The organism is Pseudoduganella rhizocola (assembly GCF_045984285.3).
In the GTDB taxonomy this organism is placed as follows: domain Bacteria; phylum Pseudomonadota; class Gammaproteobacteria; order Burkholderiales; family Burkholderiaceae_D; genus Rugamonas.
The window spans coordinates 1-18,832 of record NZ_JBJQIK030000008.1 but is presented as its reverse complement, the minus strand read 5'-3'; the positions used below and the strand labels follow the sequence as shown (position 1 = coordinate 18,832).

The window sequence follows — 18,832 nt, the reverse complement described above, 5'->3', positions numbered from 1 at the left end:
ATGAAACGAGAGAACGAAGCAGGCAGCTGGACCGCCATCTGCGACCTGGAAGACATCGTGCCGAATACCGGCGTATGCGCCCTGCTGGGTGAGGACCACGTGGCGGTGTTCCGCCTGAACGACGGCGTCGAACAGCGTGTGTTCGCCATCGCCAATTTCGACCCGAATGCGCAGGCATCCGTGCTGTCGCGCGGGCTGGTCGGCAATATGGGCGAACGCATCGTGGTCGCATCGCCGCTGTACAAGCATCATTTCGACCTGCAGACCGGCGAATGTGTGGAAGCGCCGGAGAATTCGGTGGCCACCTGGCCTGCGCGCATCGATGGCGGAAAGGTCTGGGTCGGCGCATGAAACCCCGGCTGGTGGTCGTCGGCAATGGCATGGCGGGCATGCGCACCGTCGAGGAGCTGCTGAAGCTCGCGCCGGACATGTACGACATCACCGTGTTCGGCGCCGAGCCGCACGGGAACTACAACCGCATCCTGCTGTCGCCGGTGCTGGCCGGCGAGAAGACCGTGGACGACATCATGCTCAATACCCGCGAGTGGTATGAGCAGAACGGCATCACGCTTCATGCAGGTGATCCTGTGGAGAAGATCGACCGCAAGCGCCGCGTGGTGCGCGCCCGTTCCGGCTGCGAAGTGCCATATGACCGCCTGCTGCTGGCCACCGGTTCCGTGCCCTTCATCATCCCGGTGCCCGGCCATACGCTGCCCGGCGTGGTGGCCTTCCGCGACATCAAGGATGTGGAATCGATGCTGGCGGCGGCGCGCACGCACCGCCGCGCCGTCGTCATCGGCGGCGGCCTGCTGGGGCTTGAAGCGGCCAATGGCCTGTCGAAGCAGGGCATGCACGTCACCGTGCTGCACGTGACCGATTCGCTGATGAACCAGCAGCTCGACAAGCCTGCCGCGCAGCTGCTGCAGACGGCGCTGGAGCGCCAGGGCCTGCGTTTCATGCTGGAGGCGCATACCAGCGAAATCGTCGGTGAAGACCGCGTTACCGCAGTGCGCCTGAAAGACGGCGCCGAAATCCAGGCAGACCTCGTAGTGATGACCGCAGGCGTGCGCCCCAATATCGCGCTGGCGCAGGCTGCCGGCCTGCACTGCGAACGCGCCATTGTGGTGGACGACACGCTGCAGACTTACGATCCGCGCATTTATGCCGTCGGCGAGTGCGTGCAGCACCGCCGCGCCACTTTCGGCCTGGTGGCGCCGATCTGGGAGCAGGCCCGCGTGTGTGCGGCCCATCTCTCCGGCGCAGGCCATCGCCGCTATGTGCAGCAGGCCACGCCCACCCGCCTCAAGGTCACGGGCATCGAACTCTATTCCGTCGGCGACATCATCGGCGACGCGGAAACCGAGGACCTCGTGCTGCGCGATGCGCGCCGTGGCGTCTACAAGCGCCTGGTGCTGGACGGCGGCCGTATTGCGGGCGCCGTGCTGTACGGCGACGTGCAGGACGGCCCCTGGTACTTCGACATGATCCAGAAAGGCGCCGATATCTCGGCGATCCGCCACCATCTGCTGTTCGGGAAAGCCGCATGAATCTGAACCAGGAACATATTCCGATCCGCAGCACCTGTCCTTACTGCGGCGTTGGCTGCGGCGTAAAGGCCACGCCGCAAGGTAAGTCGGCCGCACAGATCGTCGGCGACACCGAGCACCCGGCCAACGCCGGGCGTCTTTGCGTAAAGGGCTCGGCGCTCAATGAAACGCTGTCGCTGGAAGGCCGCCTGCTGTATCCGCAGGTGCGTGAAAACGGCATGCTGCGCCAGGTAAGCTGGGATGAGGCGCTGGGCCGGGTTGCCGACAAGTGGCAGGCCGTCATCGACGAGCATGGCCCGGATGCGGTGGCGTTCTACGTTTCCGGCCAGCTGCTCACGGAGGATTACTACGTTGCCAACAAGCTGATGAAGGGCTATGTGGGCAGCGCCAATATCGACACCAACTCGCGCCTGTGCATGTCCTCGGCCGTGGCGGGGCACAAGCGCGCCTTCGGCGAAGACCTGGTGCCGGTCGATTACGACGACCTGGAGCTGGCCGACATGATCGTGCTGGTCGGCTCCAACCTGGCTTGGTGCCACCCGATCCTGTTCCAGCGCATCACGCGCGCCAGGGAACAGCGGCCGGACATGAAAATCGTGGTGATTGATCCGCGCCACACGGCCACCTGCGAACTGGCCGACCTGCACCTGCCGATCAAGCCCGGCACCGATGTATGGCTGTTCAACGGCCTGCTGACTTATCTCCTCGGCATCGGCGCGGTGGATGAAGATTTTATCGCGCTGCACACGCATGGGCTGAGCGAGGCTGCAGAAGCCGCCGCCATCACGCCGGAAGAGGTAGCCGCCGCCTGCCGCCTGAAGCTGGCGGACGTGCTGGCCTTCTACGAGTCCTTTGCCGCCACGGCGAAGGTGGTCACGGCTTTCTCGCAGGGCGTGAACCAGTCTTCCGCCGGCACGGATAAAGTCAACAGCATCATCAATTGCCACCTCGTTGGCGGCCGTATCGGCAAGACCGGCATGGGCCCGTTCTCGATTACCGGCCAGCCTAACGCCATGGGCGGGCGCGAAGTCGGCGGCCTGGCGAATATGCTGGCCGCCCACCTCGATCTCGACAAGGTGGACCACCGCGATGCCGTGCAAACGTTCTGGCAATCGCCGCGCATCGCGGACAAGCCCGGCCTGAAAGCGGTGGACCTGTTCCAGGCCATCGAGGCGGGCAAGGTGAAAGCAGTGTGGATCATCGCCACCAACCCGGTGGTCAGCCTGCCGGAAGCGGACCAGGTGCGCCGTGCCCTGCAGGCCTGCGAACTGGTGGTGTGCTCCGACATCATGCAGGGCACCGATACCAACGACTACGCGCACGTGCTGCTGCCCGCACTGGGCTGGGGCGAGAAGGACGGCACGGTAACGAACTCCGATCGCCGCATTTCGCGCCAGCGCGCCTTCCTGCCGGCGCCGGGCGAAGCGCAGGCCGACTGGCAGATTCTCGCCCGGTTCGCGCAGCGCATGGGCTACGAAGGTTTCGATTACACCGGCCCGGAACAGATCTTCGACGAGCACGCGCGGCTGAGCGCATGGCGCAACAAGCCAGGCGAACTGCCGCGCATGTTCGATATCGGCGCGCTGGCAGGCCTGGACCGCAGCCGCTACGACGCGCTGGCGCCGCTGCAATGGCCTGCCGCGCTTGGGGGCTCGCGCGGCAGGCTGTTTGCCGACGGCCGCTTCGCGCACCCGGACGGACGCGCGCGCTTCGTCCCGACGGCGCCGCGCGCACCGGTGCACCAGACCGACGGTGAATATCCGCTGGTGCTGAACACGGGCCGCGTGCGCGACCAGTGGCATACGATGACGCGCACCGGCAAGGCGCCCAGGCTGGCAGAACACACATCCGAATCGTTTGTGGACGTGCACCCGCAGGATGCGCTGCTGTGCGGTATCAAGGAAGGGGAGCTGGCGCGCGTCGCGTCGCGCTGGGGCTCGATGGTGGCGCGCGTGCGTCACGGCGGCGGCATCGCGCGCGGCAGCGTCTTCATTCCCATCCACTGGAACGCGCAGAACGCCTCGGATGGCCGCGTTGGCGCCGTGGTGAACCCGGTGGTCGATCCGGTATCGGGTGAGCCCGAGTTCAAGCACACGCCGGTGAGCGTGGACCGTTTCCCGGTGAACTGGTACGGCTTTGTACTGAGCCGCAGCACACTGGCCCTCGACAGCCTGGCCTACTGGACCAAGGTGCAGGGCCGAGATTTCGCCCGCTACGAACTGGCGGGCCGTAACAAGATCACCGATTTCGGCGGCTGGGCGCGCGAGCTGCTCGGCATGGACGACGCCGATGCCGACTGGCTCGAATACACCGACCGCGGCGCAGGCGTGTACCGCGCCGTGCACCTGGTGGATGACCGCATCGAGCAATGCATTTTTGTTTCGCGCACGCCGGACCTGCCCGCGCGCGCATGGCTGGCAGGCTTGTTCGCACTGGATAAACTGGGCGATGCGGAGCGCGCAGGCGTGCTGGCAGGCCGCCCTTTGCAGCAGGCGGTGGACGTGGGGCCGACGGTGTGTTCCTGCTTCGGTGTGGGCCGCAATACGATCTGCGACGCCATCCGTGAGCACAAGCTGAAAACTGCGGCCGAAGTCACCGCCTGCGTCAAGGCGGGCGGCAACTGCGGCTCCTGCGTGCCCGAGATCCGCCAGTTACTGGCAACTGCGAGCAGCGCCGCCTGATCAGCGGCGGTTGTGGTAGTTCTGTGGAGAAGGTGCGCCGCGTTTCTCGATGTGGCGGAAAACGATGCGGCCCTTGTTCAGGTCATATGGCGAGAGCTCAAGCGTTACCTTGTCGCCGGCGAGGATGCGGATGTGGTTCTTTTTCATGCGGCCAGCGGTGTAAGCAATCAGCTTGTGGCCGTTTTCGAGATCCACGCGGAAGCGTGAATCGGGGAGGATTTCGGTCACTTGACCGTTCATTTCAATCAGTTCTTCCTTAGCCATTCAGTCTCCAGGCAGGGTTGAAGAAAAAAAAGCCCGCACAACCGCGGGCTTCGTTTCAAATGTATAACCAATGCTTTGGCTGGAGCGGTCGCCCATGCTATCTGCATGGTGCTAACGCGGCGGGCGCCTATGCTATCTGCGTAGTGCCTCCGCTGTGTAACCGGCCAATGTATCCGGAACTACAAACCGCCGGAACCGGATCTCGTGTCGCATTACACAGGCGTTGTGCGAGGGTCCGTGGCGGGAGGGGAGAGGTGCGAAACCTCAACCACAGAACGCAGTATAGCACAGTTTTGTGCGGCGCACAAAACGAACTGTGCGGGGCATTCCAATTGCGCGTGCGCGCAAAGATGACAAATGGGAATTGTGCTAAATTGAGTCATCAGTCATCTGGAAACCCTGTTGCGGGGTTAGACCATCATGCGCCGACCAATCGTACTTGTTCCAGCCTGTACGCGGCAGATTGGCCTGTTTCCCAATCACGCTGCGCAAGTGAAGTATGTGAATGCCGTCGTTCTCGGCGCGCATTGCATGCCGCTGGTGCTGCCTGCGCTGGGCGAAATGACGGACATGGAAGCGGTGCTTGAAGTGGCGGACGGCGTCATGCTGACCGGTTCCGCATCGAATGTGCATGCGGACCTGTACGGGCAGGCCATCCATAACCCCGCGCTGCCGCTGGACGCGGCGCGCGACGCCACCACGCTGCCGCTGATCCGCGCCGCCATCAAACGCGGCATTCCTGTGCTGGGCATCTGCCGCGGCTTCCAGGAAATGAATGTGGCGCTGGGCGGCACGCTGCACCAGGCGGTGCAGGAAGTGCCGGGCATGATGGATCACCGCGACAAGGAAGATGACTCGCTCGAAGTGCAGTATGGCCCCGCGCATCGCGTGCTCATTACCCCTGGCGGCAAGTTCGCGCAGATGCTGGGCAACCCGGCCGAGATCATGGTCAATTCACTGCACGGACAGGGCGTGGACAAGCTCGCACCCGGCCTCACGGTGGAAGCCGTGGCCGATGATGGCCTCGTGGAGGCTTATACCGTCAGCACCGCCCCCGGCTTTACGCTGGCGGTGCAGTGGCACCCCGAGTGGCTTATCACTCAGAACCAGGATTCACTGAAGATGTTCGACGCCTTCGGCAAGGCATGCCGCGACTACCGCGACAACAAAAAGGAGCGCGCATGATGGACACTTACGAAACCTGGGCCGGGGGCATCCCGTAGCTGTTCTCGCCAAGTCTGTGCAACGCTGCGCCGCTGTGTTCCGCTGTATTCATGCGGCGGCGCCATCAAAGACTAAAGGAGAGAGAAATGGCTATCCGAGAAAATTTCAGCTATACCGATATGGAAGAGTGGCTCAATGAAAAACGAGTCACCGAAATTGAATGCCTGGTGCCGGACCTGACCGGCGTGGCGCGCGGCAAAATCCTCCCGCGCGGTAAATTCACCGAAGACCGCGGCATGCGCATCCCCGAGGCCGTGCTGGGCATGACGGTGACGGGCAATTCGCCCACCGACGATCCGGCCTACGACCGCGCCATTTCGGCGACGGACCGCGACATGATCCTGAAGGCCGATCCCACCACCATCACCATGGTGCCATGGGCCACCGACCCCACTGCGCAAGTCATCCATGACTGCTATTTCGCCGACGGGCGCCTGGTCGATTTTGCGCCGCGCTCCGTGCTGCGCCGCGTGCTCAAGCTGTATGAGGAAAAGGGCTGGAACCCCGTGGTTGCGCCGGAACTGGAGTTCTACCTGACCGACAAGATTTCCGATCCCGACCTGCCGCTGAAGGCGCCGATCGGCCGCAGCGGCCGCGCCGAAACCTCGCGCCAGGTCTACAGCATCGACGCGGTGAACGAATTCGACCCGCTGTTCGAGGACATCTACGACTACTGCGACATGATGGGCCTGGACGTGGACACGCTGATCCACGAAATCGGCGCCGGCCAGATGGAGATCAACTTCCTGCACGGCGAGCCGCTCGGGCTGGCGGACAAGGTGTTCTTCTTCAAGCGCACCTTGCGCGAGGCGGCGCTCAAGCACCATATGTATGCAACCTTCATGGCCAAGCCCATGGCCGGCGAGCCCGGATCGGCCATGCATATCCACCAGAGCGTGGTGGATGCAAAATCGGGCCGCAACATCTTCAGCAACGAAGACGGTTCGCCGTCGCAGGCCTTCAAATACTATATCGGCGGCCTGCAGCGCTACATGCCATCGGCCATGGCCATCGTGGCGCCCTACGTGAATTCCTACCGCCGCCTGGTGAAGCACACGGCCGCGCCGATCAATATCCAGTGGGGCATCGACAACCGTACCGTGGGCTTCCGCGTGCCGGAATCAGGCGTGCAGGACCGCCGCGTGGAGAACCGCATCATCGGCTCCGACGCGAATCCCTACCTGGCGCTGGCGGTCACGCTGGCCTGCGGCTACCTCGGCATGACCGAGCACCTCGAACCCACGCCCATCACCACCGGCAGCGCGTATGATATGAAATACGAGCTGCCGCAAGGACTCCCTGAAGCCCTCTCCGCGCTGCGCGCAGAAGAAAAGCTGCGCACCGTACTGGGTGAACGCTTCATCGACGTTTATGCCGCGATCAAGGACCTGGAACACCAGGAATTCATGACCGTGATCAGCCCGTGGGAACGGGAGCATTTACTGCTGCACGTATGAGAGGAGTCCATCATGACCACCAATCCCGTGACGCCGGACCTGCCGGACACGCAGGCCCTGCAGCGCCTCGACGCGGCGCACTACCTGCATCCCTTTACCGACCATAAGGCGCTGGCTGAGAAGGGCGCGCGCGTGGTGGTGCGCGGCGACGGGATCTATTTGTGGGACTCGGAAGGGCGCAAGATGCTGGACGGGATGTCCGGCCTCTGGTGCGTGAACGTAGGCTACGGCCGCAACAGCATCACGCAGGCGGTGGCGAAGCAGATGGACACGCTACCCTTCTATAACAGCTTCTTCAACACCACCAATATTCCCGCCGTCCAGCTGGCGGCAAAACTGGCGGAACTGGCGCCGCCGGGTTTCAGCCACGTGTTCTATACGGGCTCGGGCTCCGAGGCCAACGACACCAATGTGCGCATGGTGCGCCGCTACTGGGACCTGATGGGGCACCCGGAGCGCACCGTCATCATCAGCCGCCGCAACGCTTATCACGGCAGCACCATGGCGGGCGCTTCGCTGGGCGGCATGAGCGGCATGCACGTGCAGGGTGGGCTGCCGATCCCGGGCATCGTGCACATCGAGCAGCCCTGCTATGCGGACCATGGCGAAGGCATGACGCCTGAGGAATTCGGCGTGTTCGCCGCCTCATGGCTGGAAGAGCGCATCAAGGAACTGGGCCCGGACAAGGTGGCGGCCTTCATCGGCGAACCGGTGCAGGGCGCAGGCGGAGTGATCATTCCCCCCGCGACCTACTGGCCCGAGATCCGCCGCATCTGCGACAAATACGATGTGCTGCTGATTGCGGATGAAGTGATTACCGGCTTCGGGCGCCTGGGCAGCTGGTTTGCGTCGGACAGCTTCGGCATGCGGCCCGACCTCATCACCTTCGCCAAGGGCGTGACCTCGGGCTATGTGCCGATGGGCGGGGTGCTGGTGAGCGACCGCATCGCCGAGACGCTGATGACAGGCGGCGAGTTCAATCATGGCTTCACGTACTCGGGCCATCCTGTGGCCTGCGCCGCGGCGCTGGAAAACATCCGCATCATTGAAGAGGAAGGGCTGGTCGAGCGCGTGGCGAACGATACGGGGCCCTATCTCAAGCAGCGCTTCGCCAGCCTTGCGGCGCATCCGCTGGTGGGCACGGCGGAGAGCTGCGGTTTCGTGGCGGGGCTGGACCTGGTGCGGCGCAAGGCGGCGCGGGTGCATCATCAGGTGCGCTTCGACGCCTCGCTGGCAGTAGGCATGATCTGCCGCGCGCACATGTTCGACAACGGCATGGTGATGCGCGCCGTGGGCGACCGCATGATCATCGCGCCGCCATTGATCATGACGCGCGCGCAGATCGACGAGATGATAGGGCTGATCCGGCTCTGCCTGGACCGCACGCTGGAAGACCTCGAAGCGCGCGGCTGGCTGGGTTGATCAGGCGGCGGCGTGGTGGTGCGGTTCCTGGCGGTTTTTCAGGAACTGGGGCGCCAGCGAACCGATGAACATGCCCGCGAACGCGGCGAGCAGGCCGGCCAGCTGGCCCGGGAAGGCTTCGCCCAAGTTGGAAATCTGCGGGAAGAACAGGATCCACACGAAGATGCCCGCGCCGATGGACAGGATGGCGCCCTGGGTGGTGGCCCGCTTCCAGTACAGGCCCATCACCAGCGGCACGAAGGCGCCGACCAGCGTGACCTGGTAGGCGCTCGACACCAGCTCATAGATCGAGGTGCCCTGCATCGCAATCGCATACGCCAGCACCAGCGCGGCAAAGATCACGATGGTGACGCGCATGGCGAACAGCTGCTGGCGGTCGCTCATGTGCGGGCGCAGGTTCTTCAGGATGTTCTCGACAAAGCTGGTGGAAGGCGCCAGCAGCGTTGCGGACGAGGTGCTCTTGATGGCCGACAGCAGCGCGCCGAAGAACAGGATCTGCATCACCAGCGGCATCTTCGTCATCACGAAGGTAGGCAGCAGCTGCTGGTAGTCGTTGCGCGCGATATCCATGGCGTGGTCGCCCATCACCACCACGGCGGCGGCCACGATGAACATGGGCACGAAGCCGAACAGGATGTAGCTGGCGCCGCCGATCACCGCGCCGCTGCGGGCGGTCGGCATGTCCTTGGCCGACATCACGCGCTGGAACACGTCCTGCTGCGGAATGCTGCCGAACATCATGGTGATGGCGGCGGCGATGAAGAAGATGATGTCGGTGAAGGTTGGTTCAGGCCACAGGCGCCACAGGTCGGCCTGCTGCGCCATGTTCAGCACCTTGTCGGCGCCGCCGGCCAGGTCTGCGGCGAAGAAGGCGATGACGGTCATGCCCACCACCAGCACGATCATCTGGATAAAGTCGGTAATGGCCACCGCCAGGAAGCCGCCCACCACCACGTAGATCAGCACCGCCAGCGTGCCCACGATCATGCCGGTGGCGGGCGCCATGGCGCCGTTGGTCAGCACCGAGAACACGAGGCCCAGCGCGGTGATCTGCGCCGCCACCCAGCCCAGGTAGCTGAGGATGATGGCCACGGAGCAGAACACCTCGATGCCCTTGCCGTAGCGCTGGCGGTAGTAGTCGCCGATGGTCAGCAGGTTCAGTTTATACAGCTTGGAGGCGAAGAACAGGCCGACCAGGATCAGGCAGGTGCCCGCGCCGAAGGGATCTTCGATCACCGCATTCAGGCCGCCCTGCACGAACTTCGCCGGCACGCCCATCACGGTTTCGGCGCCGAACCAGGTGGCGAAGGTGGTGGTGATCACCATGATCAGGGGCAGGCTGCGGCCTGCCACGGCGAAATCGCTCGTGTTCTTGATGCGGGTGCCCGCCCACATGCCGAGGCCCAGGGTACCGAGGAGATACAGCGCGACAAAAACGATCAGGGTAGTGTTCATGCGGGGGCGCTCCGGGGCGGCGAAAGTTATCGGGCAGAAAATTCGCGATTATAAATGCAGAACCGGGCGGTTGGATCAAGTTTGCTAGTATCTGGCATCGGAAGTTATAAAAAAGAGAAGGAAATCTGACATGGCAACAACATCCTGGCACGAACGCGCCGCTGCACTGGCCATTGACGGCCGTGCCCTGATCAACGGCCAGCGCCTGGCGGCCCGCAGCGGCCAGACCTTCGATAACCGTTCACCCATCGACGGCCGCCTGCTGGGGCAGGTGGCCCGCTGCGATGAGCAGGACGTGGACGCCGCGGTGGCCGCCGCCCGCGCAGCCTTCGAGGACGGCCGCTGGGCCAATTTCGCCCCGGCGAAGCGCAAGCGCATCCTCATCAAGTTCGCGGACCTGATGCAGAAGAACGCGGCCGAGCTGGCGCTGCTGGAAACGCTCGATATGGGCAAGCCGATCAAATACAGCCAGTCGGTGGACGTGGCGGGCGCGGCGAACTGCATCCGCTGGTACGGCGAGGCCATCGACAAGATCTACGACGAGATCGCCCCCGCGCCTGTGCACAGCCTGGCGCTGATCACGCGCGAGCCCGTGGGCGTGGTGGGCGCCATCGTGCCGTGGAACTATCCAATGCTGATGGCGTCGTGGAAGATCGCTCCGGCGCTGGCGGCGGGGAACTCGGTGGTGCTGAAGCCGTCCGAGAAGTCGCCACTGACGGCGCTGCGGCTGGCCGACCTGGCGCTGGAGGCGGGCATTCCGCCGGGAGTATTCAATGTGCTGCCGGGTTACGGCAATGAGGCCGGCAGCGCGCTGGCCCTGCATATGGACGTGGACTGCATCGCGTTCACCGGTTCCACGCGCGTGGGCAAGCAGATCATGCAGATGGCGGGGCAGTCGAACCTGAAGCGGGCCTGGACGGAGCTGGGCGGGAAGTCCGCCAATATTGTGTGCGCTGACTGTCCGGATATCGATGCGGCGGTGTCGGCGGCGATCGGCTCCATCTTCTTCAACCAGGGCGAGAGCTGCAATGCGCCATCGCGGCTGTTCGTGGAGGAATCGATCCGCGAGCAATTCGTTGAGAAGGCGCTGGCCATGGTGCCGGACTTCACGCCGGGCGATCCGCTGGATGAGAACACGGTAATGGGAGCGATTGTGGACGATATCCAGCTGCGCACGGTGCTTGGCTACATCGAGCAGGGCAAGAGCGGCGGTGCACGCCTGCTGGCTGGCGGGGAAAGGGTACGTACTGAAAGCGGCGGCTACTTCGTGGCGCCGACCATCTTCGACCGTGTGGACAGCAGCATGGCGATTGCGCGCGAAGAGATTTTCGGCCCGGTGCTGTCGGTGCTGAGCTTCACGGACCTGAACGACGCCATCCGGCAGGCCAACGCCACGCAATACGGCCTGCATGCGGCGGTGTGGACTTCCGACCTGAGCAAGGCCATCAAGACCTCACGCGCCTTACGGGCGGGCACCGTGCACGTCAACCAGTACGACAACGACGACATCACGGTGCCCTTCGGCGGCTACAAGCAGTCCGGCAACGGCAGGGACAAGTCCCTGCACGCCTTCGACAAATACACCGAACTCAAAACCACCTGGATCCAGCTCTAAAAAAGTTGCTTAGAAATTGGGGACAGACCCTAATTATTTTAATTAGGGTCTGTCCCCATTTTTTAAGCAATATTTCTTAGAAGCAGTGTTCGAGGGCGGGGAAGGAGCCGTCCTTGACGGCGGTGACGTAGGCGGTGACGGCCGCGTCGATGCTGGTCTGGCCTTCCATGAAGTTTTTCACGAAGCGCGCCTTGCGGCCGGGGAAAACGCCCAGCAGGTCATGCATCACCAGCACCTGGCCCGAGCAATCCGGACCAGCGCCAATGCCGATCGTCGGCATGGCGAGCAGCTCGGTCACTTCCTTGCCGAGCGCCGTTGGAATGGCCTCCAGCACCAGCAGCGAAGCACCAGCCGCCTGCAGCTTCAGCGCATCCGCCTTCAGCTGCTCGGCGCTTTCGATGGTCTTGCCTTGCACCTTGTAGCCGCCCAGCTGGTGCACGGACTGCGGCGTCAGGCCGAGATGGGCGCACACCGGTACCGCGCGGTCGACCAGGAAGCGGATCGTATCGGCCACCCACGCGCCGCCTTCGATTTTCACCATGTGCGCGCCTGCCTGCATCAGCTGCACCGCATTGTTATAGGCTGCTTCCGGCGTGCCGTAGCTGCCAAAGGGCATATCGGCCAGGATCATCGCGGATTTGGCGCCGCGCGCCACCGCTGCCGTGTGATAGGCCACTTCCTGCACCGTCACCGGCAAGGTCGAGGTATGGCCATTGCACACCATGCCCAGCGAGTCGCCGATCAGCAGCACTTCCACGCCATTGCGCTCCATCAGGGAGGCAAAGCTGGCGTCGTAGCAGGTGAGCATGGCGATTTTTTCGCCCGCCGCACGCAGCGCGTTCAGCGAGGGGATCGTGACGGCTTTGCTCATCACGGTTTTGGCAGGCGCGGGTGCTTGTGGCGCCCCGCCCATTTCTTTTCCTTGCAGGTATCCAGACATGGCAGTCCTCGAATAAAGATGTTTCGGCGCGTATTTTAACTGCGCAGCGGCTTATTTGCCGACGAAGAGGAAGGCAACGGCGGCCATGATGCAGATGAAGGCGCCCAGGTGGCGCCAGCTCAAAGGTTCGCCCAGCACCGCCACGGCGAATACGCCGAATACGATCAGGGCAATGGCTTCCTGCGCCACTTTCAGCTGGCCCGCGCTCCAGCCGCTGGCGAAACCGATGCGGTTGGCCGGTACCGCAAGGCAGTATTCCACGAAGGCGATGGCCCAGCTGATGAGGATCACGTAGAACAGCGGCTTGTTCATGCCGCCCTTGAGATGCCAGTACCAGGCGATCGTCATGAAGATGTTGGAGGCGGAGAGCAGGAGAAGTGTTTGCATGTTAACGGCTTTTTTAGTCGAGCTTTTCGATGCCCTGATTCTGCACCATCGGCGCGAACGATGCTGCAGGGCCTTTGCCGGGCACCATAAGGTCCGGCTGAATTTCAAGCAGGGGAATCAGCACGAAGGCGCGGTCCGTCATGCGCGGGTGCGGCACCGTCAGCGTGGGGCTGGTAATGGTTTCGCCGCCGTACAGGAGCAGGTCGAGGTCCAGCGTGCGGGGCGCGTTGCGGTAGGGGCGTTCGCGGCCATGGGCCTGTTCGATGCCTTGCAGGGTTTGCAGCAGCGCTTCGGCGTCCAGAGTGGTGTGGATGCGGGCGGCGGCGTTGATGTAGTCGTCGCCGCTGGAATCGATGGGGGCGGTGCGGTAGAGGCTTGATGCCGCATCCAGCGTGCAGCCGGGGGCGCCGCGCAGGCGCTCGATGGCATCCAGCACGTTGGCGCGCGCGTCGCCGAGGTTGGCGCCGATGCCGATGTAGGCGGTGATCATTGGTTCAGTTGATGGTTGCCCCCGCGCAGGCGGGGGGCCGGGAGTGTTACGTGGCAGCCCTCCTGGGCCCCCGCCTGCGCGGGGGCGACGGGGGGCTGCGCGGTGGCGGCGGCCTGCGCGGCGACGGTGTTACGCGCCATCGCCGGACGGGGCGCTGCCTTCGCCGCCCCCACTGCCGCCACGGCGGTTACGGCGCGGGCCACGGCGGCGGCGGCGCTTGGCCGGTGCGCCTTCGCGGGCCTCGCCTTCGGCTGGCGCGCTGTCGAAATCGTCATCGTCGTGCGCGTCGTCCTGCGCCTCGTCACTGCCTTCGGCCGCTTCCACTTCGTCCTTGTGGCGCTGGCCACGGCGTGGCGGGCGCTTGCGTTTTGCGGCGCCACCGCCGCTGCCCACTGCCGATACCATCTCGGCGCGAGTCACTTCATCCGCTTCATAGAAGGCCGACCACCAGTCGCCCAGCTCCTTGTCGATTTCGCCGGATTCGCAGCGCAGCAGCAGGAAGTCGTAACCGGCGCGGAAGCGCAGGTGTTCCAGCAGCTTGTAGGGGTTCTTGCCGTTGCGGCGCTCGAAGCGCGGCTGCATGGCCCAGATGTCGCGCATGTCGGAACCGATTTTGCGCTGCAGGGCCAGTTTCTCGGTCTGCGATTCCAGCACTTCGTCCGCCGCCAGGTGCAGCGCGGGAATCGGGAATTCGCCCGCCGCCTGGTAGGCGTTCCACTTCTCCAGCACCTGGTGCCACAGCAGCGAGGCAAACAGGAAGCCCGGCGACACCGTTTTGCCCGCCATGATGCGGCGGTCCGTCGCATCCAGCGCCAGCGTCACGAACTTGATGCCCAGCGGCTGCTCCAGCACCACGTCCAGCAGCGGCAGCAGGCCGTGGTGCAGGCCTTCCTTGCGCAGCTGCTGCAGGCAGGCCAGCGCCTGCCCGCTCATCAGCAGCTTGAGCATCTCGTCGAATACGCGCGCCGCCGGCACGTTGTTGATCAGCGGCGCCATTACCTTGATCGGCGCGGCGGTGGTGGGCTCGATGCCGAACTTCAGCTTGGCCGCAAAGCGCACCACGCGCAGCATGCGCACCGGGTCTTCGCGGTAGCGCGCTTCCGGCTGGCCGATGATGCGCAGCGTTTTCGCGCGGATGTCGCCGATGCCGCCGTGGTAGTCCAGCACCTGCTGCGTGGCAGGGTTGTAGTACATGGCGTTGATGGTGAAGTCGCGGCGTTCCGCATCTTCCGCCTGGGTGCCAAAGGTGTTATCGCGCAGCACGCGGCCATGTTCGTCCTTCGGCGCGTTGTCCAGCGTGGTGCCGCGGAAGGTGGTCACTTCCAGCAGGTCCTGGCCGAACATCACGTGCACGATCTGGAAGCGGCGGCCGATGATGAAGGCGCGGCGGAACAGGCGCTTCACCTGCTCCGGCGTAGCATTGGTGGCAATGTCGAAATCCTTGGGCTTCACGCCCAGCAGCAGGTCGCGCACGGCGCCGCCTACCACGAAGGCCTCGAAGCCCGCTTCCTGCAGGGTGCTCGTCACGCGCACGGCATTGGACGACACCATCTTCGGGTCGATGCCATGCTGGTCCGGGCCGAGTACATCAGGCTCGTTGCTGTTGCGTCCCTTGACGCCAAGGATCTTGCGGATGAATTTCTTAATCATTGAACAGATGGAGTAAAGGCCAGCCTTGCGCGGAAGCGTGAGTCGTGAGCTTGGCGTTGGGATTGGTCGCTACCGGATGGCTGACGATGGACATCAGCGGCAGGTCGTTGTGCGAATCGCTGTAGAAGTACACATGCTCGAAGTGGTCGAGCGTCTTGCCCATCTTTTCCAGCCACGCCTTGGTGTGCACGATCTTGCCGGGACCTTGCGTCGGCGTGCCAAGCAGCTTGCCGGTGATGCGGCCGTCCTCGGCCACTTCCGGCATGGCCGCGATCAGGTGCTCGACGCCGAAGGCTTTCGCAATCGGCGCGGTCACAAAATGATTGGTGGCGGTGACGATGGCCACCAGGTCGCCCGCGTCCACGTGCTTTTGCAGCAGCGCGCGCGCGGAGGGGCGGATATTCGGCATCACCACCTCGTCCATGAACTGCTGCTGCATCGCGGCCAGCTTCACGGGATCGAAACCGGACAGGGTGCCCAGCGAGAATTCCAGGTACTCCACCGGGTCCAGCGTGCCCGCCTGGTATTGGGCGAAGAAGGCGTCGTTGCGGCGGGCGAATTCGACCGGATCGACTGCGCCGATACGGCACAGGAATTGGCCCCACTCGTAATCCGAGTCGATGGGCAGCAGGGTGTGGTCGAGGTCAAACAGGGCGAGATTCATTATTCTTTCGCTTCCGCCTGCAACCACTCGCGCAACAGCGGCAGCGTGATCGGGCGTTGGGTTTCAAGGGAATATTGGTCGAGCGAGTCCAGCATGGCGGACAGCGAACGCATGTCACGCTGAAAATGGGACAGCAAATAGGGTAACACGCCCGGCGACAGCGTCAACCCGCGGGCGGCGGCGGCCTGGCCCAGCGCCGCCACCTTTTCGTCGTCCGACAGGCCGTGCAGCTGGTAGATCAGGCCCCAGCCCATGCGCGTGCGCAGGTCTTCGCGCACCGGCAGCACGGCGGGCGCCACCGCGCCGCTGGACACCATGAAGGCATTGTTGGCGCGGATCTCGTTGAACAGGGCGAAGGCGTCGATCTGGGCCACCGGCGACAGCTTCTCGCAGTCGTCCAGCAGGTACAGGTCCACCTCCGGCGAATACACGAATTCGGACTCGATGGAGAAGGGCGAGATATAGCGCGCGCGTTCGGTCGTCGCCAGCGCCTTCAGCAGATGCGACTTGCCCGAGCCCATTTCGCCCCACAGGTAGGCGAAATGCTCGCGCGAGCTGCGGTCGGCGAACTGGCGCATCAGCGCCGCCGCTTCCGCATTGCGGCCCACCTCGAAGGATTCGAGGGTGTGTACCGGCTCCGCGCCGAGGTCCAGCACCAGCTGCTTCATGCCTGCCTCGATGTCATTTGCTTAACTTTCTGTCCATTGCGTTACGTATTATAGAAGCTGCTACGCAGGTAATGGCGGCGCAGATGGCGGAAAGCCACCATCAGCAGGGCGGAAGCGGGCAGGGCAAGCAGCACGCCGACGAAGCCGAACAGCTGGCCGAAAGCCAGCAGGGCGAAGATCACGGCCAGCGGATCGAGGCCGATGCGCTCGCCCACCAGGCGCGGCGTGAGCACGAAGCCCTCCAGCACCTGGCCCAGGCCGTAGATGATGGCCACGGCGATGATGCCGCTCCAGTCGGCGAACTGCAGCACGGCGCCGATCAGCGCCAGGAACAGGCCGAGGCCGAAGCCGAGATAGGGAATGAAGACCAGCAGGCCGCTCAGGATGCCGACCGGCAGCGCCACGTCGAAACCGGCAATGGCCAGCGCGGCCGAGTAGTAGATGGCCAGCACCAGCATCACCAGCAGCTGGCCGCGCAGGTACTGGGCCAGCAGGGCGTCGCACTCGCGCGCCATCTCCATGGTGTAGCCGATATAGCGGCGCGGCACGGCGCCCGCGATGCGCGCCATCAGCTGCGGCCAGTCCAGCAGCAGGTAGAACAGCACCACCGGAATCAGCGTCAGCGTGGCGATCCAGCCCAGGACGGCGGTGCCGCCCACGCGGGCCGAATTCAGCACGGCGGCCCAGATTTCGTCGCCGGAAGCCGCCATTTTCTCGTAGGCGAGCTGGCGGATGCTGGCGGAATCGAAGCTGACCTGCACGCCCAGCTCGCGCAGGCGCGGCGCCAGGGTATCGTTGAGCTTGGCCAGGAAGGCCGGAATGGCCGCCTGCAGCAGTGGAATTTCCTTCTGCAGCACCGGAATCACGATCAGCACCAGCGCCAGGATGGCCGCGAAGAACAGCAGCATGACGATGGTGACCGAAACGGAACGCGGCATCGGGTAGCGGCCGATGCGCACCCGGTCCAGCCGGTCCACACCCGGATTCAGCGCGTAGGCGATGATGGCGGCGGCCAGGAAGGGCGTCAGCACAGGGCCGAGCAGGACCAGGAGGAAGAGAAAACCTAGCCAGACCGCCAACCAGAATGCCGTTTGTTTTTGTTCTGCGCTCAGGTTAAATGGCATGTGAAGGGCGGTTTTCAGCGAAAAAGGGCAGGTTGACGAGGCATTTTGATAAAATAGCGGACTTGCCGGGATTTGCGACGATCCGTTGCAAAAATACGGCGTCCGCCTTCTATTTTACCGCCTCTGCTGCGAAATACACCATGAGCCAACCTTCGAATGTTTCCCTGTCCTACCGTGACGCCGGCGTTGATATCGACGCGGGCGACGCTCTAGTTGAAGCGATCAAGCCATTCGCCAAGCGCACCATGCGCGAAGGCGTGATGGGCGGCATCGGCGGCTTTGGCGCGCTGTTCGAAATTAGCAAAAAATACAAGGAACCGGTGCTGGTCTCCGGCACCGACGGCGTGGGCACCAAGCTGAAACTGGCCTTTGAACTGAACCGCCACGATACCGTCGGCATCGACCTGGTGGCCATGAGCGTGAACGACATCCTGGTGCAGGGCGCCGAGCCGCTGTTCTTCCTCGACTACTTCGCCTGCGGCAAACTGGACGTGGCGATTGCCACCGACGTCATCAAGGGCATCGCCAAGGGCTGCGAGCAGTCCGGCTGCGCGCTGATCGGCGGCGAAACCGCTGAAATGCCGAGCATGTACCCGGCCGGCGAATACGACCTGGCCGGCTTCGCCGTGGGCGCGGTGGAAAAATCGAAGCTGATCGACGGCTCGAAGATTGCCCCGGGCGACGTGGTGCTGGGCCTGGCCTCCTCGGGTGCGCACTCCAACGGCTATTCGCTGGTGCGCAAGATCATCGAAGTGGCCAAGCCGGACCTGAACGCCGACTTCCACGGCCGCAAGCTGGCCGACGTGCTGATGGAACCGACCCGCATTTATGTGAAGCCGCTGCTGGCGCTGATGGAGTCGATGGAAGTCAAAGGCCTGGTGCACATCACCGGCGGCGGCCTGGTGGAAAACATCCCGCGCGTGCTGGCCGACAACCTGACCGCCGAACTGGATGGCAAGTCCTGGACCATGCCGCCCCTGTTCAAGTGGCTGCAGCAGCACGGCGGCGTGGCCGACGCCGAAATGCACCGCGTGTTCAACTGCGGCATCGGCATGACCGTGATCGTCTCCGCTGAAAACGCCGACGCCGCAGTCGCCCAGCTCACCGCCGCCGGCGAAACCGTCTCCCGCATCGGCACCATCCGCGCCCGCAAGGACGGCGAACACCAGACCATCGTCACCTAACCCTCCAGTCCGTCTGCGACACCGTGGGGTCAGGCACCGGCTGTCAGTGACAGTGGTGCC

General features: G+C 64.1%; 17 protein-coding genes. 8 read left to right on the top strand and 9 right to left on the bottom strand.

Features of this window, described 5'->3' with window-relative positions:
• Genes nirD through ACJRPG_RS17435 form a run of 3 tightly spaced genes read left to right on the top strand, consistent with a single transcriptional unit; the run spans nucleotide 1 to nucleotide 4,228 of the window.
• The gene (nirD, locus tag ACJRPG_RS17445) at nucleotides 1-351 is read left to right on the top strand and encodes a nitrite reductase small subunit NirD (RefSeq protein WP_408001370.1); all 351 of its coding nucleotides are present in this window, start codon (nucleotides 1-3) and stop codon (nucleotides 349-351) included.
• A complete protein-coding gene (locus ACJRPG_RS17440) occupies nucleotides 348-1,547 on the top strand; it encodes an NAD(P)/FAD-dependent oxidoreductase (RefSeq protein WP_408001369.1) in 1,200 nt (399 codons plus the stop codon). Before nirD ends, ACJRPG_RS17440 begins: the two co-directional genes overlap by 4 nt.
• Nucleotides 1,544-4,228, top strand: coding sequence for a molybdopterin-dependent oxidoreductase (locus ACJRPG_RS17435; RefSeq protein WP_408001368.1), 2,685 nt, complete (start codon nucleotides 1,544-1,546; stop codon nucleotides 4,226-4,228). The genes ACJRPG_RS17440 and ACJRPG_RS17435 overlap by 4 nt, the downstream gene beginning before the upstream one ends.
• On the opposite strand, the gene infA is transcribed toward ACJRPG_RS17435, so the two are convergent.
• Nucleotides 4,229-4,492 carry a translation initiation factor IF-1 gene (infA, locus tag ACJRPG_RS17430; RefSeq protein ID WP_408001367.1) on the bottom strand — a complete coding sequence of 88 codons (264 nt, stop codon included), beginning with the start codon at nucleotides 4,490-4,492 and terminating at the stop codon, nucleotides 4,229-4,231.
• A 420-nt stretch (nucleotides 4,493-4,912) separates the two neighbouring features.
• Here infA and ACJRPG_RS17425 point away from each other — a divergent pair, with 420 nt between their 5' ends.
• From ACJRPG_RS17425 to ACJRPG_RS17415, 3 genes are all read left to right on the top strand, one after another.
• Nucleotides 4,913-5,677, top strand: a complete 765-nt coding sequence (locus tag ACJRPG_RS17425) for a gamma-glutamyl-gamma-aminobutyrate hydrolase family protein (protein WP_408001366.1) — start codon at nucleotides 4,913-4,915, stop codon at nucleotides 5,675-5,677.
• 125 nt (nucleotides 5,678-5,802) lie between these two features.
• Complete coding sequence (locus ACJRPG_RS17420) at nucleotides 5,803-7,173, top strand: glutamine synthetase family protein (RefSeq protein WP_408001365.1); 1,371 nt, start codon at nucleotides 5,803-5,805, stop codon at nucleotides 7,171-7,173.
• A gap of 12 nt (nucleotides 7,174-7,185) precedes the next feature.
• Nucleotides 7,186-8,595: an aspartate aminotransferase family protein gene (locus ACJRPG_RS17415; protein WP_408001364.1), complete on the top strand. Its 1,410-nt coding sequence runs from the start codon at nucleotides 7,186-7,188 to the stop codon at nucleotides 8,593-8,595.
• Here the strand turns inward: ACJRPG_RS17415 and ACJRPG_RS17410 are convergent, their stop codons facing one another.
• On the bottom strand, nucleotides 8,596-10,050 hold the full coding sequence (locus ACJRPG_RS17410; RefSeq protein WP_408001363.1) for a high affinity choline transporter 1: 1,455 nt from the start codon (nucleotides 10,048-10,050) through the stop codon (nucleotides 8,596-8,598). It lies immediately after the preceding gene.
• A 130-nt stretch (nucleotides 10,051-10,180) separates the two neighbouring features.
• On the opposite strand from ACJRPG_RS17410, the gene ACJRPG_RS17405 reads away from it, so the two are divergent.
• Nucleotides 10,181-11,665: an aldehyde dehydrogenase gene (locus ACJRPG_RS17405; protein WP_408001362.1), complete on the top strand. Its 1,485-nt coding sequence runs from the start codon at nucleotides 10,181-10,183 to the stop codon at nucleotides 11,663-11,665.
• Nucleotides 11,666-11,741: 76 nt separating this feature from the next.
• On the opposite strand, the gene panB is transcribed toward ACJRPG_RS17405, so the two are convergent.
• From panB to ACJRPG_RS17370, 7 genes are all read right to left on the bottom strand, one after another.
• On the bottom strand, nucleotides 11,742-12,605 hold the full coding sequence (gene panB, locus ACJRPG_RS17400; RefSeq protein ID WP_408001361.1) for a 3-methyl-2-oxobutanoate hydroxymethyltransferase: 864 nt from the start codon (nucleotides 12,603-12,605) through the stop codon (nucleotides 11,742-11,744).
• A gap of 51 nt (nucleotides 12,606-12,656) precedes the next feature.
• A complete protein-coding gene (locus ACJRPG_RS17395) occupies nucleotides 12,657-12,992 on the bottom strand; it encodes a DMT family protein (RefSeq protein ID WP_408001360.1) in 336 nt (111 codons plus the stop codon).
• Nucleotides 12,993-13,005: 13 nt separating this feature from the next.
• Nucleotides 13,006-13,482 carry a 2-amino-4-hydroxy-6-hydroxymethyldihydropteridine diphosphokinase gene (gene folK / locus ACJRPG_RS17390; protein WP_408001359.1) on the bottom strand — a complete coding sequence of 159 codons (477 nt, stop codon included), beginning with the start codon at nucleotides 13,480-13,482 and terminating at the stop codon, nucleotides 13,006-13,008.
• Nucleotides 13,483-13,611: 129 nt separating this feature from the next.
• The gene (gene pcnB, locus ACJRPG_RS17385; RefSeq protein ID WP_408001358.1) at nucleotides 13,612-15,132 is read right to left on the bottom strand and encodes a polynucleotide adenylyltransferase PcnB; all 1,521 of its coding nucleotides are present in this window, start codon (nucleotides 15,130-15,132) and stop codon (nucleotides 13,612-13,614) included.
• Nucleotides 15,125-15,796: a histidinol-phosphatase gene (locus ACJRPG_RS17380; protein WP_408001357.1), complete on the bottom strand. Its 672-nt coding sequence runs from the start codon at nucleotides 15,794-15,796 to the stop codon at nucleotides 15,125-15,127. The genes pcnB and ACJRPG_RS17380 overlap by 8 nt, the downstream gene beginning before the upstream one ends.
• Nucleotides 15,796-16,464 carry a DnaA regulatory inactivator Hda gene (hda, locus tag ACJRPG_RS17375; RefSeq protein ID WP_408001356.1) on the bottom strand — a complete coding sequence of 223 codons (669 nt, stop codon included), beginning with the start codon at nucleotides 16,462-16,464 and terminating at the stop codon, nucleotides 15,796-15,798. The genes ACJRPG_RS17380 and hda overlap by 1 nt, the downstream gene beginning before the upstream one ends.
• Nucleotides 16,465-16,505: 41 nt before the next feature.
• Nucleotides 16,506-17,588, bottom strand: a complete 1,083-nt coding sequence (locus ACJRPG_RS17370) for an AI-2E family transporter (protein WP_408001355.1) — start codon at nucleotides 17,586-17,588, stop codon at nucleotides 16,506-16,508.
• Between the two features lie 140 nt (nucleotides 17,589-17,728).
• Here ACJRPG_RS17370 and purM point away from each other — a divergent pair, with 140 nt between their 5' ends.
• Entirely contained in the window at nucleotides 17,729-18,772 is a 1,044-nt protein-coding gene (gene purM, locus ACJRPG_RS17365; protein WP_408001354.1) for a phosphoribosylformylglycinamidine cyclo-ligase, read from the top strand.
• The last annotated feature ends 60 nt before the right edge of the window (nucleotides 18,773-18,832 follow it).